Source organism: Necropsobacter massiliensis, from assembly GCF_000827595.2.
GTDB classification, from domain to species: Bacteria; Pseudomonadota; Gammaproteobacteria; order Enterobacterales; family Pasteurellaceae; genus Necropsobacter; species Necropsobacter massiliensis.
Genome location: NZ_LN776184.1, coordinates 14,387 through 41,369, shown reverse-complemented (window position 1 = coordinate 41,369; position 26,983 = coordinate 14,387). Strand labels below are relative to the sequence as shown.

Annotated in this window: 24 protein-coding genes and 1 riboswitch; of the genes, 13 read left to right on the top strand and 11 right to left on the bottom strand. The window is 47.8% G+C overall.

Going from position 1 to position 26,983, the window contains the following annotated elements; all coding sequences use genetic code 11:
* Nucleotides 1-9: 9 nt before the first annotated feature.
* Entirely contained in the window at nucleotides 10-276 is a 267-nt protein-coding gene (locus BN3349_RS06515) for a type B 50S ribosomal protein L31 (protein ID WP_040976547.1), read from the bottom strand.
* A 195-nt stretch (nucleotides 277-471) separates the two neighbouring features.
* Here BN3349_RS06515 and BN3349_RS06510 point away from each other — a divergent pair, with 195 nt between their 5' ends.
* The 5 genes from BN3349_RS06510 to glyA all read left to right on the top strand — a co-directional run bounded on the left by BN3349_RS06510 (nucleotide 472) and on the right by glyA (nucleotide 7,309).
* Nucleotides 472-2,226: a protein-disulfide reductase DsbD gene (locus BN3349_RS06510; RefSeq protein WP_040976546.1), complete on the top strand. Its 1,755-nt coding sequence runs from the start codon at nucleotides 472-474 to the stop codon at nucleotides 2,224-2,226.
* A 140-nt stretch (nucleotides 2,227-2,366) separates the two neighbouring features.
* Nucleotides 2,367-2,771: a DoxX family protein gene (locus BN3349_RS06505; protein WP_040976545.1), complete on the top strand. Its 405-nt coding sequence runs from the start codon at nucleotides 2,367-2,369 to the stop codon at nucleotides 2,769-2,771.
* Between the two features lie 155 nt (nucleotides 2,772-2,926).
* Nucleotides 2,927-4,528 (top strand): bifunctional phosphoribosylaminoimidazolecarboxamide formyltransferase/IMP cyclohydrolase, encoded by a 1,602-nt coding sequence (purH, locus tag BN3349_RS06500; protein WP_040976544.1) that lies wholly within the window; start codon nucleotides 2,927-2,929, stop codon nucleotides 4,526-4,528.
* Nucleotides 4,529-4,597: 69 nt separating this feature from the next.
* Nucleotides 4,598-5,887, top strand: a complete 1,290-nt coding sequence (purD, locus tag BN3349_RS06495; protein ID WP_040976543.1) for a phosphoribosylamine--glycine ligase — start codon at nucleotides 4,598-4,600, stop codon at nucleotides 5,885-5,887.
* A gap of 159 nt (nucleotides 5,888-6,046) precedes the next feature.
* A complete protein-coding gene (gene glyA, locus BN3349_RS06490) occupies nucleotides 6,047-7,309 on the top strand; it encodes a serine hydroxymethyltransferase (RefSeq protein WP_040976542.1) in 1,263 nt (420 codons plus the stop codon).
* Between the two features lie 81 nt (nucleotides 7,310-7,390).
* On the opposite strand, the gene BN3349_RS06485 is transcribed toward glyA, so the two are convergent.
* Nucleotides 7,391-8,764: an L-cysteine desulfidase family protein gene (locus BN3349_RS06485; protein WP_082024887.1), complete on the bottom strand. Its 1,374-nt coding sequence runs from the start codon at nucleotides 8,762-8,764 to the stop codon at nucleotides 7,391-7,393.
* Nucleotides 8,765-8,883: 119 nt separating this feature from the next.
* Here BN3349_RS06485 and BN3349_RS12225 point away from each other — a divergent pair, with 119 nt between their 5' ends.
* From BN3349_RS12225 to qseC, 4 genes are all read left to right on the top strand, one after another.
* On the top strand, nucleotides 8,884-9,432 hold the full coding sequence (locus BN3349_RS12225; protein ID WP_040976541.1) for a YgiW/YdeI family stress tolerance OB fold protein: 549 nt from the start codon (nucleotides 8,884-8,886) through the stop codon (nucleotides 9,430-9,432).
* A gap of 42 nt (nucleotides 9,433-9,474) precedes the next feature.
* Nucleotides 9,475-9,569, top strand: a riboswitch (TPP riboswitch).
* Between the two features lie 82 nt (nucleotides 9,570-9,651).
* Nucleotides 9,652-10,299: a thiaminase II gene (gene tenA / locus BN3349_RS06475; protein ID WP_040976643.1), complete on the top strand. Its 648-nt coding sequence runs from the start codon at nucleotides 9,652-9,654 to the stop codon at nucleotides 10,297-10,299.
* Between the two features lie 46 nt (nucleotides 10,300-10,345).
* Nucleotides 10,346-11,017 (top strand): response regulator, encoded by a 672-nt coding sequence (locus BN3349_RS06470; protein WP_040976540.1) that lies wholly within the window; start codon nucleotides 10,346-10,348, stop codon nucleotides 11,015-11,017.
* Nucleotides 11,004-12,383 carry a quorum sensing histidine kinase QseC gene (gene qseC / locus BN3349_RS06465; protein WP_040976539.1) on the top strand — a complete coding sequence of 460 codons (1,380 nt, stop codon included), beginning with the start codon at nucleotides 11,004-11,006 and terminating at the stop codon, nucleotides 12,381-12,383. The genes BN3349_RS06470 and qseC overlap by 14 nt, the downstream gene beginning before the upstream one ends.
* A 66-nt stretch (nucleotides 12,384-12,449) precedes the next feature.
* Here qseC and aphA read toward each other — a convergent pair whose 3' ends face one another.
* Both aphA and prfC read right to left on the bottom strand, forming a co-directional pair.
* Complete coding sequence (gene aphA, locus BN3349_RS06460) at nucleotides 12,450-13,136, bottom strand: acid phosphatase AphA (protein ID WP_245853762.1); 687 nt, start codon at nucleotides 13,134-13,136, stop codon at nucleotides 12,450-12,452.
* A 163-nt stretch (nucleotides 13,137-13,299) separates the two neighbouring features.
* Nucleotides 13,300-14,880 (bottom strand): peptide chain release factor 3, encoded by a 1,581-nt coding sequence (gene prfC, locus BN3349_RS06455; RefSeq protein ID WP_040976537.1) that lies wholly within the window; start codon nucleotides 14,878-14,880, stop codon nucleotides 13,300-13,302.
* Between the two features lie 203 nt (nucleotides 14,881-15,083).
* On the opposite strand from prfC, the gene BN3349_RS06450 reads away from it, so the two are divergent.
* From BN3349_RS06450 to argG, 3 genes are all read left to right on the top strand, one after another.
* Nucleotides 15,084-15,944 carry a phosphoribosylaminoimidazolesuccinocarboxamide synthase gene (locus BN3349_RS06450; RefSeq protein WP_040976536.1) on the top strand — a complete coding sequence of 287 codons (861 nt, stop codon included), beginning with the start codon at nucleotides 15,084-15,086 and terminating at the stop codon, nucleotides 15,942-15,944.
* 74 nt (nucleotides 15,945-16,018) lie between these two features.
* Nucleotides 16,019-16,846: an SDR family oxidoreductase gene (locus BN3349_RS06445; protein WP_040976535.1), complete on the top strand. Its 828-nt coding sequence runs from the start codon at nucleotides 16,019-16,021 to the stop codon at nucleotides 16,844-16,846.
* A 101-nt stretch (nucleotides 16,847-16,947) separates the two neighbouring features.
* Entirely contained in the window at nucleotides 16,948-18,279 is a 1,332-nt protein-coding gene (gene argG, locus BN3349_RS06440) for an argininosuccinate synthase (RefSeq protein ID WP_040976534.1), read from the top strand.
* A 114-nt stretch (nucleotides 18,280-18,393) separates the two neighbouring features.
* On the opposite strand, the gene BN3349_RS06435 is transcribed toward argG, so the two are convergent.
* The 4 genes from BN3349_RS06435 to BN3349_RS06420 all read right to left on the bottom strand — a co-directional run bounded on the left by BN3349_RS06435 (nucleotide 18,394) and on the right by BN3349_RS06420 (nucleotide 22,571).
* Nucleotides 18,394-18,861, bottom strand: a complete 468-nt coding sequence (locus tag BN3349_RS06435) for an Lrp/AsnC family transcriptional regulator (protein WP_040976533.1) — start codon at nucleotides 18,859-18,861, stop codon at nucleotides 18,394-18,396.
* A gap of 172 nt (nucleotides 18,862-19,033) precedes the next feature.
* Nucleotides 19,034-20,551 carry a YfcC family protein gene (locus BN3349_RS06430; RefSeq protein WP_040976532.1) on the bottom strand — a complete coding sequence of 506 codons (1,518 nt, stop codon included), beginning with the start codon at nucleotides 20,549-20,551 and terminating at the stop codon, nucleotides 19,034-19,036.
* 73 nt (nucleotides 20,552-20,624) lie between these two features.
* Nucleotides 20,625-21,554, bottom strand: a complete 930-nt coding sequence (gene arcC, locus BN3349_RS06425) for a carbamate kinase (protein WP_040976531.1) — start codon at nucleotides 21,552-21,554, stop codon at nucleotides 20,625-20,627.
* A gap of 12 nt (nucleotides 21,555-21,566) precedes the next feature.
* Nucleotides 21,567-22,571, bottom strand: coding sequence for an ornithine carbamoyltransferase (locus BN3349_RS06420; protein WP_040976530.1), 1,005 nt, complete (start codon nucleotides 22,569-22,571; stop codon nucleotides 21,567-21,569).
* A gap of 302 nt (nucleotides 22,572-22,873) precedes the next feature.
* Here BN3349_RS06420 and BN3349_RS06415 point away from each other — a divergent pair, with 302 nt between their 5' ends.
* Entirely contained in the window at nucleotides 22,874-23,785 is a 912-nt protein-coding gene (locus BN3349_RS06415; protein WP_245853760.1) for a VirK/YbjX family protein, read from the top strand.
* Nucleotides 23,786-23,925: 140 nt separating this feature from the next.
* On the opposite strand, the gene nadE is transcribed toward BN3349_RS06415, so the two are convergent.
* From nadE to BN3349_RS06400, 3 genes are read right to left on the bottom strand one after another with little or no spacing between them, the layout of a single operon-like run.
* Entirely contained in the window at nucleotides 23,926-24,672 is a 747-nt protein-coding gene (gene nadE, locus BN3349_RS06410) for an NAD(+) synthase (RefSeq protein WP_040976528.1), read from the bottom strand.
* Nucleotides 24,673-24,702: 30 nt separating this feature from the next.
* Entirely contained in the window at nucleotides 24,703-25,725 is a 1,023-nt protein-coding gene (locus tag BN3349_RS06405) for a PTS sugar transporter subunit IIC (protein WP_040976527.1), read from the bottom strand.
* 5 nt (nucleotides 25,726-25,730) lie between these two features.
* A complete protein-coding gene (locus tag BN3349_RS06400) occupies nucleotides 25,731-26,849 on the bottom strand; it encodes a nicotinate phosphoribosyltransferase (protein ID WP_040976526.1) in 1,119 nt (372 codons plus the stop codon).
* Nucleotides 26,850-26,983 lie beyond the last annotated feature (134 nt).

Here is a 26,983-nt window from a genome sequence, read left to right as displayed (position 1 = left end):
GAGCGCTCCTTATTTTGCTTTTAACGTACCGAAACGGGCGTAACGATTGGCGAATTCGCTGGCGCGACCTTCATTGGCGATTTGTCTGGTCTTACCGGTATAAAACGGGTGAGAAGCCGAGGAAGTATCGCACATAAACACCGGATATTCTTTACCGTCTTCCCATTTCATCGTGTTGCTGGTGCGTGCGCAGGAACGAATTAAAAATCCCTGTTTCGCATTGCTGTCATAGAATAATACCGTGCGGTAGTTTTCCGGATGAATGCCTTTTTTCATGGTTTAAAATGCCTCTTATTTTGTGACGAAAAATAATTCTGTGACGCATACTACACCAAATAAAAACAATTATCAAACTTATTTTTTTAAAATAAATTAGCTTGGTTTTTGCCGCTGATGATTTTTTTCTGTCTTGCCGGTGATTGTGTTAAAATCCGGTCGGAATAGTTTTGTTGATAATGATAATGTTTAGCTATGAAAAAGTATGTGCTTATTATCGCTCTGATTTTCACCGCACTGTCGGTACAAGCAGGCTTGTTCGGCGGCAAATCGGCGTTTTTAAAAGCGGATGACGCGTTTCGGTTGGTTTCTGAACAACAAGCGAACCGTCTGTTGCTGCAATGGGAAATTGCAGAGGGTTACTATCTGTATAAAAAAGAACTGCTGATCGAGGATTCGCAGGGCAAAATCGAGCATCTTGATTATCCGCCGGCAGAAAATCATCATGATGAATTTTTCGGCGATACGGACGTTTATCGCCACGCCTTAACCTTGCAAGTGCCGTTAACTCAAGCGCATGCCAACAGTATGCTGCGCGTGACCTATCAGGGTTGTACTGCCGGTTTTTGTTATCCGCCGGAAACGCGGGAAATTTCGTTAGGCGCAGTGACCAGTGATGTTGCGACAAGTGCGCAGTCTGCGCATTCAGCGCCGAAACGTAGCGCAGTTGCAGGCGAGTTGACAGAACAGGATCGGCTGGCGGAGACCTTGTTTAACAGCCGTTATGCGGTGTTCGGATTCTTTTTACTCGGTATCGGACTGGCGTTCACGCCTTGTGTGTTACCGATGCTGCCACTGCTATCTGCGATTGTGATTGGCGGCGGGCAACGCCCGAATACGGCGCGCGCGTTAGCGTTAAGTATGACCTACGTGCAGGGAATGGCGCTCACTTATACCTTACTCGGTTTAGCGGTGGCGGCAATTGGACTGCCGTTTCAGATTGCGCTGCAAAGCCCTTATGTACTGATTGGTTTATCCATTGTGTTTGGCTTGTTATCACTGTCGATGTTTGGGCTGTTCACATTGCAACTGCCAAGTGCATGGCAAACCCGTCTAACCTTGCTCAGCCAGCGGCAAAAGGGCGGTGCGTTCGGAGGCGTGTTTGTGATGGGGATGATTGCAGGATTAGTTGCCTCGCCCTGTACCTCCGCGCCGTTGTCGGGCGCCTTGCTGTATGTGGCGCAAAGCGGTGATTTGCTGACCGGTGCGTTAACCCTGTATTTACTGGCATTGGGCATGGGTTTGCCGTTGGTGTTGATTACGCTGTTCGGCAATCGCATTTTGCCGAAATCCGGCGAATGGATGGAAAAAGTCAAACAGGGATTCGGTTTTGTGATGCTGGCGTTGCCGATTTTTCTGCTTTCCCGTCTGTTGCCGGAAATCTGGGAAACCCGGGTGTGGGCGCTTTGGGGCGTGTCATTTTCCCTATGGCTGGCGATGCAGATGAAAGGAAGCGGTATCGGTTGGCTATTGCGCATTTTGTTTTTCATTAGCGCATTGATTTCGGTTAAACCGTTGCAGGATTGGGCGTGGGGCGTAGCACCGCACGCGCAGAAAAGTGCGGTGCAAAATTCCGCAATTTCTCAGACTACAAACTTTCAACAAATTAACAGTTATGCCGAATTGCAGCAGGTTTTGCGCGATAACCCGAAAGCTATCGCCATGCTGGATTTATACGCCGATTGGTGTGTCGCCTGCAAAGAATTTGAAAAATATACTTTCAGGGATCCGAAGGTGCAAACGGCATTTGAACAGGTACTGCTGTTACAGGTGGATATGACCGAAAACAGCCGGCAAAATACGGAATTAACAGAAAAACTGAAGGTTATCGGTTTGCCTACGATCATTTTCTTTAACGCACAAGGCGAAGAAATTGCCAATTCGCGGATTACTGGATTTATGCCGGCGGAACCTTTTTTTAATCATTTAATTAAAAATATAACGCAATAACTTTTATTTTTAACTAAAATGAAAAAGTGCTTTTCTCAACGTAGCGGTTGTGGTGCAATGCGGATTTCGTTATGATGCCAGTCCTCGGACCTGTTGAGCAATCACAGGTATTTTTTAGTTAGTTAGCAAAGGAACACTTTATGAATGCACTCAACAAATACAGTCCATATTTTCTGGCGTTATTACGCATTATCGCTGGTTATATGTTTTTACTGCACGGCACGGCAAAATTATTTGAATTCCCGGTTTCAATGACCGGCGGAAACGGCGGCGTGCCGTTGCTTTCCCTATATGGTATCGGCGGGATTATCGAAATTGTCGGCGGATTACTGCTGGTTTTAGGCTTGTTTACTCGCCCGGCGGCATTTGTGTTATCCGGTCAAATGGCGTATGCCTATTTTCTGATTCACGCCTCGGCGGATAACCTGTTGCTGCCGATTGTCAATCAAGGCGAACTGGCGGCATTATATTCATTGGTTTTTTTATATTTTGTCTTTGCCGGCGCCGGCGCTTTTGCGCTGGATAACAAACGCGCGAAACAATAACCCGTTTCAGATCCCTGTCGAACAAACCCGCATTATGTGATGCGGGTTTTTTGTTGTGAAATTGTGAATTGTCTCTACATAAAGGCAACCGTTTGCGTTATAATGCCCCGGTTTTTTATTTCTGGTTATTTATCAATTAAAAAGGAAACTTTTCAATGCAATCACATCGTCCCATTCGTCAGGCACTATTAAGCGTTTCGGATAAAACAGGAATTGTCGGTTTTGCGCAAGGTCTTGTGCAGCGCGGCGTTAAGCTGCTTTCCACCGGCGGCACGGCAAAACTTTTGGCAGACAACGGCTTGCCTGTCACGGAAGTATCGGATTACACTGGTTTTCCGGAAATGATGGACGGGCGGGTGAAAACCTTACATCCGAAAGTACACGGCGGTATTTTAGGACGCCGCGGCATTGATGACGATGTTATGACTGAGCATCACATTGAGCCTATTGATATGGTGGTGGTGAATCTGTATCCGTTCGCGGCAACGGTAGCAAAACCCAATTGCACTTTACAAGATGCAGTAGAAAATATTGATATTGGCGGTCCGACTATGGTGCGTTCCGCCGCGAAAAACCATAAAGATGTGGCGATTGTAGTGAATAACAATGATTTTGACGCCATTCTTGCCGAAATGGATCAACATCAAAATGCTCTTACTCTTGAAACCCGTTTTGATCTTGCGATTAAAGCCTTTGAACATACCGCGCAATATGATGCCATGATCGCCAACTATTTCGGTCAATTAGTCAAACCTTATTTTGTCGCAGAGGAAGAAGATGCCGAGGCTAAGTGCGGTCAATTTCCACGCACTTTAAACTTGAATTTTGTGCGTAAACAAACTATGCGTTATGGTGAAAATGGACACCAAAAAGCGGCATTTTATGTAGAAAATGAAATCAAAGAAGCCAGCGTTTCTACCGCACAACAATTACAAGGCAAAGCTCTGTCTTACAACAACATTGCCGATACGGACGCGGCGTTGGAATGTGTGAAATCCTTTGCTGAGCCCGCTTGTGTGATCGTCAAACATGCCAATCCTTGTGGCGTCGCATTAGGCGCAGATATTTTAGAAGCCTACAACCGCGCTTATCAAACCGACCCGACTTCGGCCTTCGGCGGCATTATTGCCTTTAACCGCGAATTGGACGGCAAAACTGCACAAGCCATTGTCGAACGCCAATTTGTAGAAGTGATTATCGCACCGAGCGTCTCCAAACACACATTAGAAATTACCGCGAAAAAGAAAAATGTACGCGTGTTGGCATGTGGCGAATGGAGCAAAGCAGAACAACGTTTTGATTTTAAACGGGTTAACGGCGGATTGTTAGTACAAGAAAGCGATTTAGGTATGGTGGATATGGCGGATCTTGAAGTGGTCAGCAAACGTAAACCGACCGAGCAAGAATTAAACGATCTATTATTCTGCTGGAAAGTGGCGAAATTCGTCAAATCCAATGCCATTGTTTATGCCAAAAACAACCAAACTATCGGCATTGGTGCCGGGCAAATGAGTCGCGTTTATTCAGCGAAAATCGCAGGCATTAAAGCGCAAGACGAAGGCTTAGCAGTGAAAGGTTGTGTGATGGCGTCCGACGCCTTTTTCCCATTTCGCGACGGTATTGACGCGGCGGCAAAAGTGGGCATTGAATGTGTGATCCATCCGGGCGGTTCGATGCGTGATCAGGAAGTGATTGACGCCGCCGACGAGCATAATATGGTGATGGTGCTGACCAAAATGAGACATTTCCGCCATTAATTTAGAAAAGTGCGGTAGAAATTTTCATTATTTTTGCAAGTGAAAACTTGCTATTCAAGGAATGTGATTATGAATATTTTAATTATCGGAAACGGCGGGCGCGAGCATGCGCTGGCTTGGAAAGCGGCACAGTCGCCGTTGGCTGATAAAGTGTTTGTGGCGCCGGGCAATGCGGGAACGGCGCGCGAAAGTGCGGTGGAAAATGTTGCGATTTCCGCGACGGATGTACCAGCGTTAGTGAAATTTGCGCAGGATAATGCGGTGGGATTAACGATTGTCGGTCCGGAAGCGCCATTGGTGGTGGGCGTGGTGGATGCTTTTGAGCAAGCAGGTTTAACCATTTTCGGTCCGCGTCAGGCGGCGGCACAGTTGGAAGGCTCAAAAGCCTTTACCAAAGACTTCTTGGCGCGCCATAAAATTCCGACGGCGGAATATCAAAACTTTACCGAAGTTGAACCGGCCCTTTCCTATTTGCGTGAAAAAGGCGCGCCGATTGTAGTGAAAGCCGACGGCTTGGCGGCGGGCAAAGGCGTGATTGTGGCGATGACGCTACAAGAAGCAGAAGATGCGGTGCAAGATATGCTGTCAGGCAACGCCTTTGGTAATGCAGGTAGCCGTGTTGTTATTGAAGAATTTTTGGACGGCGAAGAAGCCAGTTTTATTGTGATGGTGGACGGCAAAAACGTTGAGCCGATGGCAACTTCGCAAGACCATAAACGCGTCGGCGAGGGCGATAAAGGGCTGAACACCGGCGGTATGGGCGCTTATTCTCCGGCGCCGGTGGTGACCGATGACATTCATCAGCGTGTGATGGAACAAATTATTTACCCGACCGTGCGCGGCATGGCGGCGGAAAATAATCCGTACAAAGGGTTTTTATATGCCGGGCTTATGATCGACAAAAACGCTCAGCCGAAAGTGATCGAATTTAACTGTCGTTTCGGCGATCCTGAAACCCAGCCGATTATGATGCGGATGCAATCTGATCTTGTGGAGCTTTGCTTAAAAGCCTGTCAAGGCGAGCTTGCTCAAGTAAAATCCCAGTGGCGTAAAGAAGCGGCACTTGGCATTGTGCTTGCCGCAGAAGGCTATCCGGGCGATTACCGCAAAGGTGATGAAATTTCAGGTATTCCAACGGAAAATCACGCTGATGAGAAAGTGTTCTTGGCTGGTGTGGAAGCCAAAGACAATAAATTACTCACCAACGGCGGACGAGTGCTTTGTGCCACCGCATTAGGCAATAGCGTTTTTGAGGCACAACAGAAAGCCTTGAAATTAGCGGAACGAATTCAATGGCAAGGCAGATTTTATCGGCGTGATATCGGCTATCGTGCCGTGGCGAGAGAAAAAAATAAATAAAAACTGACCGCACTTTTTCAGTTAGTAAAAGTGCGGTTCATTTTGCGAATGTTTTGGAATGAAAAATTTTCATTTACATATTGAAAATTTACCAATAAAACTTTTATCCGAAAACACGTAAAATACCTTTTTACAATCACCAACAATGAGGAAAACCCCATGTTAAAAAGAAGTATGAATATTGCCGATTATGATCCCGTATTGTGGGAAGCCATTCAAGATGAAGATCGCCGTCAGGAAGAACATATCGAACTGATTGCTTCCGAAAACTATGCCAGCCCGCGTGTGATGCAAGCGCAAGGTTCGCAGTTAACCAACAAATATGCAGAAGGTTATCCGGGTAAACGCTATTATGGCGGTTGTGAATATGTGGATATCGTCGAGCAGTTAGCCATTGACCGCGCGAAAGAATTATTTGGGGCGGATTATGTTAATGTGCAGCCGCATTCCGGTTCGCAGGCTAATGCTGCGGTGTATATGGCACTGTTGAATCCGGGTGATACCATTCTTGGCATGAGTTTGGCGCATGGCGGTCATTTAACCCACGGAGCGTCGGTCAGTTTTTCCGGCAAGATTTATCATGCGGAACAATACGGCATTACCGCAGAAGGGCTGATTGATTATGACGCTTTGCGTAAACAGGCGCAGGAAGTGAAACCGAAGATGATCGTCGGCGGCTTTTCCGCTTATTCGCAGGTGGTTGATTGGGCAAAAATGCGTGAAATCGCAGATGAAGTGGGCGCTTATTTGTTCGTGGATATGGCGCATGTGGCGGGGCTGATTGCCGCTGGCGTGTATCCTAGCCCGGTTCCTCACGCCCATGTGGTAACGACCACGACGCATAAAACCTTAGCCGGTCCACGTGGCGGTTTGATTCTTTCCGCCAGCGGCGATCAGGATATGTATAAAAAACTGCAAAGTGCGGTGTTCCCTGCCGGTCAGGGCGGACCGTTAATGCATGTGATTGCGGCTAAAGCGGTGTGTTTTAAAGAGGCCTTGGAGCCGGAGTTTAAGGCATATCAGGCGCAGGTTGTGAAAAATGCGCAGGCGATGGTTGAGGTGTTCAAACAGCGCGGTTTTGATGTGGTATCTAACGGTACCCAGAATCACTTGTTCTTGGTCAGCTTTATCAAACAGGGCATTACCGGTAAAGCGGCGGATGCGGCACTGGGTGCAGCAAATATTACGGTAAATAAAAATTCCGTACCGAATGATCCGCAAAAACCGTTTATCACTTCCGGTATCCGTGTCGGCACACCGTCGGTAACTCGCCGCGGCTTTAAAGAAGACGATGTCAAAGCGCTGGCAGGCTGGATGTGCGATGTGCTTGACAGTATCGGCAAAGATAATCACGAAGAAGTGCTGCTTTCCACTAAAGCCAAAGTGCTGGAAATTTGTAAACGGCTACCGGTTTACGCTTAACTTTTCATCTTGGTGTTTATATATGGCGGCGATCAATATCGCCGCTTATTTTTTGCCTTAAATTTATTCGGTGTACGGTTTTCAGGCAGCCGGCTTGTTGACCATAATTTCGATAACTTGCCGATCGGTATATTGCATGCTGCGCGAGGCGATGTCGCACAGATTGTTGATTGAACGGTCAATGCTGTGTTCGACAATGCCTTCATCGCCGGTGACTCTGATATTATCCAACGCCATTAACACGGCTTTATAGCCGGATGTTACACTGGTGGAGACTTTCATGGCGCAGCCGTTCGCCGCACCGTCGCAAATGATCCCGCTGATATCGCCGATCATGCTGCTGATTGCCATGCTGACGGTGTCGAATTTACCGCTTAACAGCCAAGCGATTCCCGCACAACTGCCCATTGCCGCTGTGGTCGCCGCACATAAGGCGGACAATTTCGGTAATTTGCTGTGAATATAAATTGCCATTAAATGCGAGAGAAACAGCGCACGAATTAGGCGCTGACGGTCAGCATTGAGGTGGCGCGCCACAACCACGACCGGCATGGTGGCGGTAATGCCTTGATTGCCCGAACCGGAGTTGCTCATTGCCGGTAAATTGGCGCCACCCATTCTGGCATCAGATGCGGCGGTGGTTGCGATGACGATTCGATTCATTAAATCATCGCTGAGCAGCCCGTTGCGGATTTGTTTTTGTAACGTCCGCCCGATATGCAAACCGTAGTCTTGTCGCAACCCTTCCTGCGACAGCGCTTCGTTCAGTTCTGCTGCTTCGGCGATAAAGGCGATGCGCTCTTCATTGACGTGCATAGCAAAATCAAAAATATCCTTGGCGCAAAGTGCGGTGAAAATTTCCTGAGAATTTTCGTTTTCAACAGCACAGGGTTTAGCGAACAGGATTTCACCGTTTTTTTCGATATAAATAATATTGGCGTGATGCGCCGCGATCCGCACGCAAACCCAGTCTTGCCCGTGAAATAAGGTTGCCTCGGAATATAAAATATACTCGGTTTGCAACACTGCCACATTCACCTGTTTGTTCTCCAGCATTGTCTTGGCACAAGCGACCTGCTCGGCATTGATATGCTTTAAGACTTCCAAACCGGCGTCGGGATCGCCGCCCACTGCGCCGATTGCCGCCGCCATTTTCAGCCCCAGCGTGCCGGTTCCAGGAACCGTAACGCCCATGCCATTTTTCATTAAATTCGGTGAGACTTTTGCCTCAATTTTTTGCGGCGAAGCACCTAAGTATTTGCGCGCAGTAGCCGCCGCCAACGCCAGCGAAATGGGTTCGGTACAGCCAAGTGCCGGCACGACTTCCCGTTGTACGATCGCTAACAGTGATTGTTCGATGTCTGGATGGAATGCGCGATGTAGCGAATTGGCGGTATTACGGATTGTCTGTGAGGTGGTCGAGGTGTCAGGCGACAGCGAATGATTACACTGCATAAATTTTCCTTGGTTAAAAAATTTTTAGTCTTAAGTTTTTCTTAATATTTAATTGTTTTAATAAGCCTCAACAAGACAAAAACGTCTTGTTATTAATGACATTATTTGGGAGACCTATTATGAAAAAGCTTAGTTTAGCAACAATTTTAACATTATCAACCGTTAGTCTGTTCGCTGCGGCACAGAACGGACAGATTAGCGTATCGCAAGAAAAAAGCAGCACCCAAATAACACAACCGGTGCAAAAAAATAAAGACCGTTGCGATTATCAGGGCGGCAGATATCACGGGGATAAAAGACCGCGCGGCGATTGGAACGACAGAGACGAGATGCGCGGCGGATTTAACGATCCGAGCAAGCCTGCGGCAGAAAAAGCCAGTCGACCGCATCGCCCGGAATTTAACCTGCCGCCGATGAAAGTGGCGGATGCCAGTACGTGGAAAGACGATCAATTTATTGTCTTACAAGGCAACATTGTCGAGCAGGTCGGTAAGCAAGATTTCCTGTTCCGTGATGCCAGCGGTGAGATTGAAGTCGAAATCGATCGCCGCGCATGGCACGGTCAGGAAATTACGCCAAGCGATGCAGTGAAATTATTCGGCGAAGTGGATAAATCTTGGAAGAAAACTGAAATCGAAATCCGCTATGTTGAAAAAGTAAAAGAATAATTTTCGGTGGCAAATTATTTTTTTTACGCTAAACTCAATCACTGAAATTAGTCGGGGTGCGCCAATTATCGCGCTGAGATCATACCCGTGAACCTGAAGCAGTTAGCACTGACGTAGGAAACTAATTTGGTTATCAGCGGTTTGATTGATAACGTGATGTGTTTCGCGCGTGGTCTTCTCCGACAGTTTCGTTTGATCAATTTTTATGGGAGCGAATCAATGTCTATCGTACAACAGCTGATCCGAACAGCACATACCGATTGGGAAGCCTATATTCAACATCCGTTCGTTAACCGTTTAGCGGACGGCACATTACCGAAATCCTGTTTTCAGCATTATCTGAAACAGGATTATTTATATCTGTTTCATTACAGTCGCGCGTTATCGCTCGGGATTTTTAAAGCGGAGAATTTCACGCAGATCCAGTATGCCCATCAAGCCAATGATCTGCTGCTGAAAGAGATTCAGCTGCATATTGAATTCTGCCGTCAGTGGGGCATTTCTCCGCAGGCGCTGATGAACGAAGCGGAGTCGCCCGCCTGTGTAGCATATACGCGCTATGTATTGGATTGCGGCATTAAAGGTGGTCTGGCAGAACTTTACACTGCGCTGGCGCCTTGTATGTTGGGCTATGCGGCGATTGGGAAACGGCTGGCGGGCGTAAAAACGGAAAATAACCCTTATCAGGCGTGGATCGACACTTACGCCGGCGAGGATTTTCAGCAAGCAGCGCAAGACTTTACGCGCATGTTGGATGCGCTATGCCGACCGTTAACGGCGGAACAGCTGCGCGTTATTCAGCAAATTTTCACCACGGCGACCCGAATGGAATCCGCGTTCTGGCAAATGGGGCTGGATTTAAGTTAGGGCGTGCCGATTTTTACATCATGACAGAAAAAGTGCGGTCGAAATTATGCGAATTTTATTAATTGAAGACGATCCGTTAATCGGTGACGGGCTTAAAGTCGGTTTAACCAAATCCGGTTTCAGCGTGGACTGGTTTACTGACGGTAAAACCGGGTTGCAGGCGCTGAAATCCGCACCTTATGATGCGGTAGTGCTGGATCTGACCTTGCCGAAAATGGACGGTCTGGACATTTTGCAACGCTGGCGTAAAGACAGCGAAGATGTGCCGGTGCTGATTTTGACCGCACGAGATACGCTGGACGAACGTATCAACGGCTTGCAGCGCGGCGCCGATGACTATTTGTGTAAACCTTTTGCTCTGGCGGAGGTGGTTGCGCGCTTGCAAGCGCTGATTCGGCGTCGTTACGGTCACACAAATCCGGTGATTGAGCACGGCGCGGTCAGTTTCGATCCGAATCAACGCAAAGTGTTTCTGCACGGCGACGAAGTTACGCTGACCACCCGCGAATACAAATTGCTGGAATTATTTATGCACCATCAGGACAGGGTGTTGTCGCGTGCGGCGATTGAGGACAAACTCTACGCTTGGGACGACGAGGTGAGCAGCAACGCACTGGAAGTGCATATTTATAATCTGCGGCAGAAACTAGGCAAACAGTTTATCCGCACCGTACATGGTGTCGGCTATGCGTTGGGAAAACAGGATGAACACAGCTAAACCTACCAGCCTGCGTTTTCGCTTAATTGTGATGTTATCGTTTATCGCCCTGATTGTCTGGGCGATGTCCACTGCGCTGGCATGGCTACAGGTGCGCAAAGAAGTCAACGAAGTGTTTGATGCCCAACAGATTTTATTTGCCAAACGGCTGGCATCTTCCGATTTGCGCACGATATTGATTGAACGGCGTCGCCCCGAGTTTACCAACGGTTACAAAAACCGCCGTCATTTTATACCGAAAAAAGGCTATGACAGCGATGCGTTGGCATTCGCCGTGTTTACGCCTAACGGCGAAATCGTGCTGAGCGACGGTGAAAACGGCGATAATTTTCTTTTTGCACCGGCGCGGGGATTTTCCGTTGCGAAAATACGTGACAGCGATGATCACTGGCGTATTTTCTGGCTGCCGCTGGGGGAACGCTTGATTGTGGCGGTCGGGCAGGAGCTGGAATATAGGGAAAATCTGATTCACAATATGGTGTTCGGGCAAATGTGGATCTGGTTTGCCAGTCTACCGTTTCTGCTCGGTTTAATCGTGTGGGTTATCAGCCGCGAGCTGCGTACCTTGCGCCGGGTGGGGGAACAGCTCAGCCAACGGGCGCCGGATGATAACAGCCGGTTATCGGTGCACCATATTCCACGTGAGATTTTGCCGCTGGTGCAGGAATTAAACGGGTTTTTCGACCGCACTTCCGGCATGCTGCTGCGCGAGCGTCGTTTTACTTCCGATGCCGCACATGAATTACGCAGTCCGTTGGCGGCGCTGCGTATTCAGACTGAAGTAGCGCAGCTTGCCGGTGAAGATAAGGCGGTGCGCGAACAGGCGTTAACACATTTAACTCAAGGCATCGATCGCGCCACTCAACTGGTGGAACAACTGCTGACTCTTTCTCGTCTGGATAATCTTAAACAGCTGGATAATTTGGAGGATATTCATTGGGATAAACTGATTCCCTCGCTGATTGGCGAATTGTATTTCAATGCGCAAAAACGCCGCATAGAATTGGTATTTGAGCAACAGGCATTACCGCAAAAACAGCAAGGACAGCCGTTATTGTTATCCTTGATGTTACGCAATCTGATCGACAATGCCATTCGTTATTGTCACCAAGGCAGTACAGTTACGTTGCGCTTGGAGCGCGATCAAATTATTGTAGAGGACAACGGTGGTGGTGTGGAAGACGCTGATCTGGCAAAACTCGGACAGCGTTTTTATCGCCCGGCGGGGCAGAATGAAAAGGGCAGCGGGCTTGGTTTGTCCATTGTTTACCGCATCGCACAGTTGCACCATTATCAAGTGCGGTTAAAAAATGTCACGAATTCTAACGGAGAAACAGGGCTGCAAGTCAGTATATTGCTGCGCTGAAAATAAGAAATAAACTTCGCATCCGTACCGGTGCGGTTGTCCGGTACGGCTGTTCATAACGTTGAGTTAATACGTGGAGTTAATGATCACTTCTTCGCCATAGCCGCCGGCTTGCGGCAGTGGCAGATAATTCGAGTTTGCTGCTCTTAAGACGCGAATCCCGCGGATTCCCGCTTCTTTTGCCGCTAAAATATCATCGTCGCTGTCGCCATAATGGATGCTGATTTTATGGGCAATGAGCGCCGGAGTTTTATCATATGTTGTGCTGTGCGCTTTGCCGCCCATAAAATTCACCGGTTGCATGTTTGTTATCCCCAGCGCTTTTTGCATAATTGGTGTGACCTGATCATCTTTACCGGCTGTCCGCCCGGTAATTAGATAAACCTGATCGCCGCGCGCCTGATGCATTTTGATTAGCGCTTTTGCTACTTCTTTAGGAACGGCGTATTTATCACAGCCGGCATTGATTTCGTCCCAGAAGTCCTGATTTTTCAGATAACTGAAATCTTCCGGTGAATATTTTTGTTTGCCGTAATGGAAACAGCCGCTGGTCGCGGCAACGGTGTCATCAATATCAAAGCTAACGTTTATCGGCGGCAGATCTTTGAGACTGTCTTTTATTTGTTCGATGGATACCCATTTTATCGGCGCTTGTTGTTCCAGCATGCGCGCGTTCACACCTTGTTGGCTATAAGGTGTTTTGGGTGCGGCAATTGCGCTGGAAACCGCAGCGCCGATAAGTGTTATGCTCATTATGTAATATTTTAATTTCATTATGTTCCCCTTGTGTTGAGTAATATTGTTTGACGGACTGTGCAATAATCGGCAAGCATATTGATAATTGCATGCCGGTTGTGCAAATAGGCAATGAACCCAGAAGTGCGGTGAAAAAAACGGGCGAATCGCCAGTTGTAGATTAATGCTCTCTGGTTTTAAAGAACATGACCTCGGGATAACGTTCCTGCGTCAGGTTCAGATTAACCATTGTTGGCGCGATATATGTCAGATTATCGCCGCCGTCCAGTGCCAGATGCTGCTCGTTTTTACGCTTGAATTCGTCGAATTTCTTCGCCTCACTGCATTCCACCCAGCGGGCGGTTGCGACATTCACGTTTTCATAAATCGCTTCCACGTTATATTCGGTTTTCAGGCGGGATACCACCACATCAAACTGCAATACGCCCACCGCACCGACGATAAGATCGTTATTGGCAAGCGGACGGAATACCTGCACGGCGCCTTCTTCGGACAGTTGCACCAAGCCTTTTAGCAGCTGTTTTTGTTTCAGCGGATCTTTTAAGCGGATACGGCGGAACAATTCCGGCGCAAAATTCGGAATGCCGGTAAATTTCAGCTCTTCGCCTTGGGTAAAAGTATCGCCGATTTGAATGGTGCCGTGATTATGCAGCCCGATAATATCGCCGGCATAGGCTTCTTCCGCTTGAGTACGGTCGCCGGCCATAAAGGTCAGCGCGTCGGAAATCACCACTTCTTTGCCAATACGCACGTGGCGCAGTTTCATGCCTTTTTCGTATTTGCCGGAAACGATGCGCATAAACGCCACGCGGTCGCGGTGTTTCGGATCCATATTGGCTTGAATTTTAAACACAAAACCAGTCAGTTTTGGTTCCGCACTTGTCACCAAGCGTACATCCGCCTGACGAGCTTGCGGCGCTGGCGCCCATTTGGTTAAGCCGTCGAGCATATGATCTACGCCGAAGTTGCCCAGCGCAGTACCGAAAAACACCGGCGTCAGTTCACCGTTTAAAAAGGCGTCCAGCGCAAAGGAATTGGATGCGCCTTGCACCAGTTCCAGTTCGTCACGCAGCTGCTGTGCCAGATCGTCGCCGATGGCGGCATCTAGTTCCGGATTATCTAGCCCTTTGACGATCCGCACTGCCTGAATGGTATGCCCTTGTCCGCTTTGATACAGGTAGGTTTCGTCTTTATATAAATGATAAACGCCTTTAAACAGTTTGCCGCAGCCGATCGGCCAGGTAATCGGGGCGCAACGGATATTCAGCACGTTTTCCACTTCGTCGAGCAGTTCCATCGGATCGCGAATATCGCGGTCGAGTTTGTTCATAAAGGTCAGAATCGGCGTATCACGCAGGCGCGTCACTTCCATTAATTTAACGGTGCGTTCTTCCACCCCTTTGGCGCTGTCGATGACCATTAGACAGCTATCCACCGCGGTTAACGTGCGGTAAGTATCTTCCGAGAAATCTTCGTGTCCCGGCGTATCCAGCAAATTAACCAGACAATCATTATAAGGAAATTGCATTACGGAAGTGGTAATTGAAATACCGCGCTGTTTTTCCATTTCCATCCAGTCGGATTTAGCATGTTGAGCGGCGCCTTTGCCTTTTACTGTGCCGGCGGTTTGGATGGCGTGCCCGTACAGTAACACTTTTTCGGTGATCGTGGTTTTACCTGCATCGGGGTGGGAAATAATCGCAAAAGTGCGGCGTTTGTTGACTTGTTCCGGATATGACATTTGATGTATTTCTGTGTGCTGTAAAAATTGATGAAAAAAACTGGGGCGTATTGTCGCCGAAAATTGACTTCGGCGCAATATCGCTTACCTTTTCTTTGCGTTGACAAAGAAAAGTGACAATCGGGCGTAATCGTTTGCGCAAAAATGAAAAAAGTGCGGTACAATATGCGCCGATTTTTCGTATAACCAAAAAGGTATAGCAAATGACACAACTCAGCCTTAAAAAAATTTATTCTGGTAAAGTACGCGATCTGTATGAAATTGACGACAAACGGATGCTGATGGTAGCGACCGATCGCTTATCCGCGTTTGATGTGATTTTAGATGATCCGATTCCGCGTAAAGGTGAAATTCTGACTCAAATTTCTAATTTCTGGTTTAACAAATTGGCGCCGATTATGCCGAATCACTTCACCGGCGAAACCGTTTATGACGTGTTGCTGAAGGCGGAAGCGGATTCGGTAAAAAATCGCGCCGTGGTGGTAAAACGCTTGAAGCCGATTAAAATCGAGTCTATCGTGCGCGGTTATTTAACCGGCAGCGGATTAAAGGATTATAAACAAACCGGCACTATTTGCGGTTTGACATTGCCAGCGGGATTGGTGGAGGCAAGCAAGCTGCCACAGCCGATTTTTACCCCGTCCAGCAAGGAAGAAGTGGGCAATCACGATATTAATATCAGCTATGCGCAGTGCGAAAAGTTGATTGGCGCAGAGCTGGCGGCACAGGTTAAGCAAAAGGCCATTGCGCTTTATACGGCGGCGGCAGACTATGCGCTGAGCAAAGGCATTATTATTTGCGATACCAAATTTGAATTCGGACTGGACGAAAACGGCGTGCTGACGCTGATGGATGAAGTATTGACGCCGGATTCCAGCCGTTTCTGGGCGGTGGAAACCTATCGCGAAGGTACCAATCCGCCGTCATTCGATAAACAGTTCGTGCGCGATTGGCTGGAGCAAAGCGGCTGGAACAAGCAACCGCCGGCACCGAAAGTGCCTGCTGAGGTTATTGCCAAAACGGTTGATAAATATCAAGAAGCCTTGGATTTATTAACCAAATAGCGAAATTTTTCCCCAAGTGCGGTGTATTTTGCGCTAGAATCGACCGCACTTTTGGCTATTTTCATTGAGGTGTTATGAGGTCGGTTGCAATCGTCGGGTTAGGTTGGCTGGGGCTGCCCCTTGCCCGCCATTTGAAAAATCTGGGTTGGGAAGTCAAAGGCACTAAACGTACTCACGACGGTGTCGAGCAAATGCGCCTGTTGCGTTTGGAAACCTATCATCTTGAACTCAATCCCGACATTAATGCCGACCCGGATGATTTGAGCGCGCTGTTTGCCGCTCGTTCGCTGGTGATTAATATTCCGCCGAGCCAATATTTTTTTGACCTGAATCATTATGTGCAAGGCGTACAAAATCTGGTGAACGAGGCGCTGTTGCAGGGTGTGCAGCATATTATTTTTATCAGTTCCAGCTCGGTGTTCGCCGAGATTTCTGGTCGTTTTGATGAATCCGTGCCGCCGCAGCCGGACAGCGAAATAGGAAAGGCGCTGAAAACCGTTGAAGAGTGGCTGTTTCGCCTATCTGATATTGACTGCGATATCGTTCGCTTCAGCGGACTGGTGGGTTCAGATCGCCATCCGGTGCGTTTTCTGGCGGGCAAATCCGCATTAAGTGGCGGTAATACGCCGGTTAATCTGGTGCATGTGGACGATTGCGCGCGCGCTATTCAGTTGTTGCTGGAAACCCCGAGCTATCAGCGTTTGTATCATTTATCCGCACCGCTGCATCCGAATAAAGCGGAATATTACGGCGCCATGGCGCGTCAATTGGGATTGGTGCCGCCGCATTTTATTTGCAGTGCGCAGGATCCGCAGCGAATTATTCTGGCGGATAAAATTTGTCGCGAGCTAGGGTTTGTTTATCAATATCCCGACCCTTATCAGATGCTGCCGTTGGAATAACGCCGTTAAAGTGCGGTGGACTTTGGCGTTGTTTTCAATGATAATAAGCCGATTTTTAGTTACGAAAACGATTACTTAATCACAATAATAAGGTATTAGTTATGTCAAACACAATTTTACAACATCTTCCTGTCGGTCAAAAAGTCGGTATTGCGTTTTCCGGCGGACTGGATACCAGCGCGGCATTGCTGTGGATGCGCCAAAAAGGCGCGGTGCCGTATGCTTATACCGCTAATTTGGGGCAGCCCGATGAAGAGGATTATGAGGCGATTCCGCGTAAAGCTATAGAATACGGTGCGGAAAATGCGCGCTTAATCGATTGTCGCAGCCAGCTGGCCTATGAGGGCATTGCCGCAATTCAGTGCGGTGCCTTTCATGTTTCCACCGGCGGCGCGACCTATTTTAATACTACGCCGTTAGGGCGCGCCGTAACCGGCACCATGTTGGTGTCGGCGATGAAAGAAGATGATGTGAATATCTGGGGCGACGGCAGTACCTTTAAAGGTAATGATATTGAGCGTTTTTACCGTTACGGATTGTTGACCAATCCAAATCTTAAAATTTACAAACCTTGGCTTGACCAGCAGTTTATCGATGAACTAGGCGGTCGCCATGAAATGTCCGAGTTTTTAATCGCCAACGGTTTCAATTATAAAATGTCGGTGGAAAAGGCCTATTCCACCGATTCCAACATGCTTGGCGCAACACATGAGGCGAAAGATCTGGAATTCTTAACGACTGGCATTAAAATCGTGAAACCGATTATGGGGGTGGCGTTCTGGGACGAAAAAGTGGCGGTAAACACTGAAACCGTGACGGTGCGTTTTGAAGAAGGCGTGCCGGTGGCGTTAAACGGCAAAACCTTTGCCAATGCGGTGGAGTTGTTTTTGGAAGCCAATCGTATCGGCGGTCGTCATGGGGTGGGGGTGTCTGATCAAATCGAAAACCGCATTATTGAAGCGAAAAGCCGCGGCATTTATGAAGCGCCGGGTATGGCGTTGTTGCATATTGCCTATGAACGTCTGGTGACCGGTATTCACAATGAAGATACGATTGAGCAATATCGTATCAATGGGTTGCGGTTAGGGCGTTTGCTGTATCAAGGACGCTGGTTTGATCCGCAGGCGTTGATGTTGCGTGAAACCGCACAACGCTGGGTGGCGCGCGCGATCACCGGCGAGGTGACGCTGGAGTTGCGCCGCGGTAACGATTATTCCATTCTAAATACCGACTCGCCGAATTTGACTTATGCGCCGGAACGTTTGAGCATGGAAAAAGTGGAAAATGCGCCGTTTGATCCGATCGACCGTATCGGGCAGCTGACCATGCGGAATCTGGATATTGTAGATACGCGCGCTAAACTGGGCGTTTATTCCGATGCCGGCTTATTGGCGGTGAGCAACGATGTGCTGTTACCGCAGTTGAAAAAATAAGTGAGAAAACACTGAAAAATATGACCGCACTTTTGCCGGTGCGAAATCCGGTGAAAAAAGTGCGGTCGTTTTTGGCCTAACATTCGGTGTTATGTTGGTTTCGGTAAAATCGGGTTAGAGCGGCAATTCGGTGGTATTTTTGACGGTTTTGAGAATAATCTCGGTTTTTAGATTTTTTATACCGAGTTCTTTGGTGAGATATTTCTTTTTACAGGCGTAAAATTCATCCAAATCGGAAACTTGCAATTTCAGGATAAAATCATAATCGCCCGCCATTAAATGACATTCGGTGATTTGCGGAATCAGTTTCATTTCAAACATAAACCTTTCTCGCTGTTTTACATCTTCTTCAAAAAATGATCCTAAGGCATAAACGGTCAGACCGCAGTTCAGTTTTTTCGGATCGAGAATCGCCGTATATTTGTTGATGAACCCGTTTTGTTCCAACAGGTTAACGCGTCTGAGACAGGCGGAATTCGATAAGCCGACCTCCTGTGCCAGTTCGTTATTTTGTAAACGACCGTTTTGCTGTAAGGCGCGTAAGATTCGGGTATTAATGTTATCCAATATTTGATTGGACATATTTTCCTCCTTAAATCTGTCTTTTTTGTCAGGGACAGGGAACATCCATTTCTGAAACGGTTATGCTGAATTCATATTTTTATTGTAAAAGAGATTGATTATATAAAATTCACGGTCGGACAGGTTACTTTGATTATTGGATAGGCAAAGTAACCTGTTCATATTGCAGGGGTTAAGCGTACATCTGCACTTGAATGACAAGCAACGCGGAACCGATCACCAATAATGCGCCGATCATCGGCAATACGAATTTGACCCAGCGGTCAAACGGAATATGTAGCATTTGCAGTGTGACAAGCACCAGACCGGTCGGCGCCAGAAAGAGCATGGCATATTGTCCCCAGTTATAGGCGGAGACTACGATATAGCGCGGAATGCCCACTGCATCCGCTAACGGTGCCATAATCGGCATCGACAGCACAGCAAGTCCGGAAGACGACGGTACAAACAATCCCAGTATGATAAAGATCACCAGTTGGGTGAGAATAAAGATCGTCGTCGGCATACCGGCGACAATATCGGACATATAAGCCAAAATGGTATCTGAAATCATGCCTTCGTCTAACACCAGATTAACCCCGCGCGCCAGCCCGATAATCAGCGATACGCCAACCAGTTCCGAGGCGCCGCGGGTAAAGGAATCAATAATATCCTGTTCCGAGAGTCCGGAAATAAACATGATAATAATTGTCAGAGTCAGGAATGACGCCGCCATTTGCGGAAACCACCAGCCGCCCGCCATCACGCCCCAGATCATGATTGGAAAGGCGATACAGAAAATGCTGAGAATGATTTTTCGTCTGGTGCTGAATTGCAGTTCCGTACTCGGATCATAGTTGTGCATATAGCGGTGATAGAATTCTTCTCTATCATCATAGGTATAAGAAAAACTGGCATCCGCTTTGATTTTTTTACAATACCAGTACATATAACTAATCACGCAGGCGGAACCTAAGATTAACCCGATAAAGCGGAACGCGATACCTTCGGTAAACTGAATACCGGCAGCATTGGAGGCGATCACCACGGAAAACGGGTTGACGGTAGAAAAGGCGGTACCCATGGATGAGGCAAGAAAAATGGCACCGACACAGACGATAGCGTCATAGCCCAGCGCCAGAAATACCGGTACCAAAATCGGATAAAACGCCACAGCTTCTTCTTCGATCCCGCAGGTTGTGCCGCCGATCGCCATGAGTACGCAAACGCTGAACACAATCAGAAATTCATTGCCTTTTGTCCGCTTAGCCAGCGCACTCAGTCCGGCGTTAAATGCGCCGGTTTTGTTGATTACACCGATCATCCCGCCCAGCACGAAGATAAACACCATGACATCGGCGGCTTCAATCGTGCCTTCCACCATGCTAATGGTGATATCTTTAATGCCTTTTGGATTTTGTTCGACCCGTTGGTAAGAACCGGGAATCGCAATCGGTTTTCTGATAGTGCCTTCGGTAAAATTGTTTAATGCGATTTTGATATTTAGCTTCTCCAGCGATTCGGTTGTCGCCGGAAGAATTTGATCGGGTTGTTGATAAGTTTTAACCACAAAATTATTCGTGGACGGGTTGTAGGTGAGCTTGGAATAAGAACCCGCCGGGATAATCCAAGTCAGTCCGACGGCAATAATCAGAATAATGAATAAAATTGAAAACGCCGTAGGAAATTTAAATGTTTTCTTTGTGCCCATGATGAACTCCTCGTGATACGGCTTAGGTTAAAATCAGAGATGCGCCTATGCAGACGCATCTTTGACGAGCGGATTAATAATACTCGATATCCTCTGTCTGTGCGGTGATTCTTGTTCCCGCTTTACCTTTTACGATATCGACAATATCGGAAAGCGAGCCGATAACGGCGTCATGCCCGGAATGCCGCACGAAATTCAGTGTTGCCTGCACTTTCGGTCCCATGGAGCCGGAGGCAAAAGCCATTTTCCCGATGGCATCGGGATTAGCTTTGGCGATGGCTTTTTGGCTCGGTTTACCCCAATCCACAAATACTGCGGAGACATCGGTGGCGATGATAAATAAATCGGCATCCAGATTTTCAGCCAGTAGCGCAGAGCAGAGATCTTTATCAATGACCGCCTCAACCCCTTGCAGATTGCCTTGTTTATCGTAATAAGTCGGAATGCCACCACCACCGGCACAAATCACAATACTGCCTTTTTCCAACAGCCATTTCACCGGACGGATTTCAAAGATCCGTTTCGGCAGCGGGCTTGGCACGACGCGGCGATATTTATCGCCGTCTTGGGCGATTGTCCAGCCTTTTTCCTGCGCCAAATTTTCTGCTTCTTGTTTGGTATAAACCGGACCGATGGGCTTGGTCGGCTTTTTGAACGCCGGATCGTTCGGGTCCACTTCCACTTGTGAAAGCAGGGTGGCGAACGGTGCTTCAAATGGCAGCAAATTACCCAGCTCCTGTTGGATCATATAGCCTATCATGCCGACGGATTCCGCGCCCAGCACATCCAGCGGATAGGTGGAGACTTCTTTATACGCGGCGCCCTGTAATGCCAGCAAACCGACTTGCGGTCCGTTGCCGTGGGTAATCACCAATTCATTATTCGGATAAATTTTGGCGATTTGTTCGCATGCGATGCGCACATTCTGCCGTTGGTTTTCGGCGGATAACGGTTCACCGCGGCGCAGCAACGCATTTCCGCCTAAAGCGATAACGATTCTCATGGTATCCTCCGATTAAATTAAGCTGGCGACCATCACTGCTTTAATGGTGTGCATGCGGTTTTCCGCCTGTTCAAAGGCGATATTCATCGGCGATTCGAACACCGCTTCAGTTACTTCAATACCGTTGGCAAGTTGAGGATATTTTTCCGCGATTTGCTTACCGACTTTGGTTTCGCTGTTATGGAATGCTGGCAGACAGTGCATGAATTTTACTTTTGGATTACCTGTCCGTTTCATTAATTCGGGGGTGACCTGATACGGCATCAGCAGATCAATACGTTCACCCCAGCTGTCCAACGGCTCGCCCATGGAGACCCAAACGTCGGTATGTACGAAGTCCACATCTTTCACCGCTTTGTCAATATCGTCGGTAACGGTTAAGCGTGCGCCGCTTTGGTTGGCAAATTGTCGGCATAAGTCCACCAGTTCGTCATCCGGTAATAATGCTTTCGGTCCGCACACCCGCACGTCCATACCGAGTTTCGCACCGATCAGCAGCAGAGAATTGCCCATATTATTGCGGGCGTCACCGATATACACATATTTGATTTCGCTAAGCGGCTTATCGCAATGTTCGATCATGGTCAGCACATCCGCCAGCATCTGCGTCGGATGAAATTCATCGGTCAGCCCATTAAACACCGGCACCCCGGCGTATTGCGCCAGCTCGTCCACCACGCTTTGTTTGAAACCGCGGTATTCAATGGCATCATACATCCGTCCTAACACGCGCGCGGTATCTTTCATACTTTCTTTATGTCCGATTTGTGATGAAGTGGGATCAATATAGGTCACCCGGGCGCCCTGATCGTATGCCGCGACTTCAAAGGCGCAGCGGGTACGGGTTGAGGTTTTCTCAAAAATGAGCGCGATATTCTTGCCTTTCAGATTCTGCTGTTCAGTACCGGCGTATTTTGCCCGTTTCAAATCTCTTGATAAATCGAGCAGGTATTTTATTTCGCGTTCGGAATGATGTACCAGACTGAGCAAATGCCGGTTTTTAAGATTAAAAGCCATAATCAATTCTCCTTAATTAACGGATGGATTATTAAACGGATATTGCATATCCTCTTGTACGACGTGCAAAAGAGTATCAGTCCTTGAATTGAATTTGGTTGCGTTTTTACCGATGTAATGTAAATTTTTGAAATTAAATTCTAATTTAACGTGGTGAATTGATATTAAATTTTAAGATTTGGACTGGCTTGCTATTTTACAGAATGAAATATTTTTACCGATGATTGACTTTTTTTTCGACGATTAGCAAGTGTCGGACTTAAAAGTGCGGTTGTTTTTTGCTAAAATCCGCCGCCGTTAATATGTTCGTATTAATGGTATATCACATGTATAAATTATCTCATTTTCCAACTTTTGCGGAAATGTATCCTGCCGAAAAACGCTGGCAGAAAAAGCTCCGCAGCTATCTTCGTTATCGTTTTTATACATTAATTTATGCCCGTTATTGTCGGGAATTAATGTATTTTTTACACCTCCATCCATTATGGGAAACTCTGTTTGCCCGTCTACCTTATCGCATCAATACGCTGCTGGCGAAATACTGCGACAAACGTTTTGGCATCAGGCGGCGGTTTGGGGCGATTACAGCGAATTTTATGTTGGCGGAACAAAAATTTAGCTATGCTAAAGCGCAATCGCTGATTCAGGAAGAGAGTTTGCGGCTGGCGACGCTGACAGAAGCATTGGATTTGTATTTAAATATCAACAAAATCGATCCGTTTGAAGGTTTTTTTTCGTTGAATATTATCAATTCGCATAAAGAAAGCATGTACGATGCCTCTTTTGCTTTTTTGCCACCTAACACATTGCTGATTACCTCAATTCAAGGACCGCATGGTGCGCAGGCACAGAGCTTGATCCGCGAAACAACCAAAAATTTACATGGCATGCGCCCGATGTTTATGCTGATTAACGCCTTTCAGTTGCTAAGTGAAACCTTAAACTGTGAATTATGCGGTATTCCGCATAAAAATCAGGCTAAATACCGCTGGAATGATTCGACTAAATTATTGTTTAATTATGACGAATTTTGGCGGGAAAACGGCGGCGTTTATGACAAATCGCGCGGATATTGGCTGTTACCGCGCAACCTTGAACGCAAATGTCCGACGATGATTCCAAGCAAAAAGCGTTCTATGTACCGCAAACGCTACGCCATGCTTGATCACACCGCACAGCAGATTAAGGCTTTTTTTGCCACAGAAACCTGTTAAAAAACCACCGCACTTTGCGTGCAGAATCAACACTCATTAAATTAAAAGCCCTGCGGATAACGGGGGCAACATTTTAGTCAGCTTAGTCGCCTCAGAGGTTGAGGTGAGATGCAAAGTGCGGTCGGTTTTTTCAATGTTTTTTATACACTTGTAATTTCCTCGACGGATTTTGGCACTGGCGGCAAACGGCGTTTGTGGTGTGAACGGTTATGCCAGAATTCGATTTGCGTCAAGGCTTGTGCGGATACCGGTTCGCCGCGTAGAAAGGCGTCAATATCGCGGTAGCTGACGCCCATTTCGTCTTCGTCGGTTTGTCCTTGCCATAAGCCCGCGCTTGGTGATTTTTGCAATAATTGTTGTGGAACCTGTAACAATGCCGCCAGTTCGTATACTTGCTCTTTACGCAGTCGCAGCAGCGGGGCGATATCCACGCCGCCGTCGCCGAATTTGGTGAAATAGCCGGTCAGCCATTCTGCCGCATTATCGGTGCCGACCACGATTGCCTGATGACTTTGCGCATAAGCATATAATGACATCATGCGTAAACGCGCTTGCAAATTGCCGGCGATGACATTCTGACGTTCTGCCTGCGCGTTGAACAGCGATTGCATAGTTTGCATAAAGGTGCGGTAGGTGTCGATAATCGGCACTTCCAGCACGGGGCATTGTGCGCTTGCGGCGACCAGATAGGCGTCTTCAATATCCTGCACGGAAGTGGTTTCGGACGGCAGAATTAAGCCCTGTACCGGCGCACCGCAGCGCATTAATAAATGAGTGACCACAGCGGAATCAATGCCGCCGCTGATACCGACTACATAACCGTTTGCGCCGTAATCCAGACGCTGTTGTTCCAGCCATTGCAATAAATAATTCAGATAATTTTTCATCAAGGTGTCCTTTGGTGTTTGTAGCAAATACTATACATCAAGTCTGAGGTCGTCCGGCTTAATCCAGCCTTTGCGGCGCATAAAGGCGGCCAATAATAAGGTGAATACGGCAGGCAACACAAAATGCAGCAAGATAATTGCCGACCAGACCGACAAGCTGTTACCCATGGCATCGATTGTACCGATTTGCCCTACCAGTCCACTGGTGCCCATGCCAGCGCCGGAAGGAATATTCTGCATCTGAAACCAGACTGTCGCAAAAGGTGCGATAATGGCGCCGGCTAATGTCGGCGGCAACCAGATTTTAGGATTTTTCACGATATTCGGCATTTGCAGCATGCTGGTGCCAAGTCCTTGGCTAAGTAAACCTGCCCAACGGTTTTCACGGAAGCTCATCACCGCAAAACCGATCATTTGTGCACAGCAGCCAATGGTTGCAGCGCCGCCTGCCAGACCGCTTAATGACAGGGTTACCGCAATTGCGGCACTGGATATCGGCAGGGTTAGAATCATTCCCATGAGGATGGAAACAATAATGCTCATCGGAATCGGCTGAAGTTCCACTGCCCACATGATCAACTCACCGGTTTCGCGCATAAATGAGGCGAGCAGCGGACCGATTAATGTCGCCGCGAGCATGCCGGTTATCAGTGTAGCGGCAGGGGTGACTAAAATATCGATCGGCGTGAGTTTGCTGACCAACTTACCGCATTCGGCACCGATTGCCGCCGCGATAAAACAACCGATAGGTCCGCCTAATGCCGCACCTAACATGCCGGTGGTGGTACTGGTGAGTAGCGCCAGCGGCGGCGCTTTTAAGGCGTAAGCCACACCCACACCGATAGCCGCTCCTATGCTTGCTTGAGCTTGTGCACCCAGTTCAACCAGCCATGGTTGAGCCAACCAGCCGCCCAGATTTTTCAGAATCAGCCCGATAATCAGGGAACCGAATAAACCCAGCGCCATAAAGTTCATGGCATCGATCGCATAACGGCGCAGGCTGAATTCAATATTGCGCGCAGCCAGAAAGGTTTTCAACGTCTTGTTTGTCATTGTGATTAGCCTTCAGAAACTGCCGAAAATTGCACCGCACTTAGGCGCGGGTTAAAGCTGTAGCGGCGCCCCTGTTTCGCCTGTTGTTTGCCGTTAAGGCGGACACAGTCGCCGGTAAAACCGATATTGACTTTGAGCAAACTTGAACCCACGCCGTAAGAGTCCACCGGTGCGTTTTGCGCTTCAAAACGGCGGATTTTATCGGCGTCAAAACCGCCGCTGACGATAATTTTAACCCGTTGAAAGCCGGCGGCATCCAAATGTTCACGTAAGCGGCGTACCAGACAGACATTGGTGCCGCGCAGATCTTCCTGACCGAATTCGTGTTGATTGCGTAAAAAATACTGATCTACCATATTGGCGGCGGTATCCAGACGAACGCCGTACAGACGCTCGCCGAAATGGCGGGCAACTTTTAGGCTGTCGGTGATCACGTCATTGTGGTAATCCACCAGCGCGACTAAATTATCTTCCGGATAAGTGGCTAAATACGCCTCGCAGGCGTTGATTAAATCACCGTCGAATAATTGAATCAGCGCATGAGGCATGGTGCCGACACCTTCTCGCCCCCACCATTCGTTCATTGCATGGGTGGCTTGCGCTGCCACTCCGCCGATATAAGCGGAATAGCCGTCGCCCGCCTGTTGAGAGAAGTGATCGTCGCGGTCTCCCATAAAAATCACCTGTTTATTGCCAGCAGCTTGCACCACATTATAGACATTGGTTGCGACCGCGGTACGGCGAGCCAGCACGCCGTCGATTAAGCCCTCCAGATAACCGAAGTCTTCGTAATAGCCTTCAATCATTAAGACAGTTTCAAAAGGTTTGATTTTATCACCGTCATGTAATGCCCAAACGGTTAACTCGTGCGGATTAACGGCAAAGGTGTGCAGCAATGCGATTGCTTCATCAACACCGCACAGGATGGCGTCTTTTTTCTGGAAAAACTGCATTGTCACCCGTTGTTTTGGTCGGCGCTGTTTAATGATTTCTGCTGTTTTCAGGAAATACACCGCGGAGAACCAACCGTCTTTAATGCGGGGATCGAACTTAAAGGTTTTATTGGTTAAACGTGGAATTTTTCCTTGCCGTTTTAGTTCGAATTCTTTATTTATCGTTTCCATATTGGTCTCCCTATATCGGTATATATTGTATAAATGGAAAGTGTTTGCTACAAAATAATAGGCGTAAACTATACCTATTTTTTCAAAAAAGCAAGCGTTAGTCAGTCTGATACCCGGCAAATTAACGCGAATGC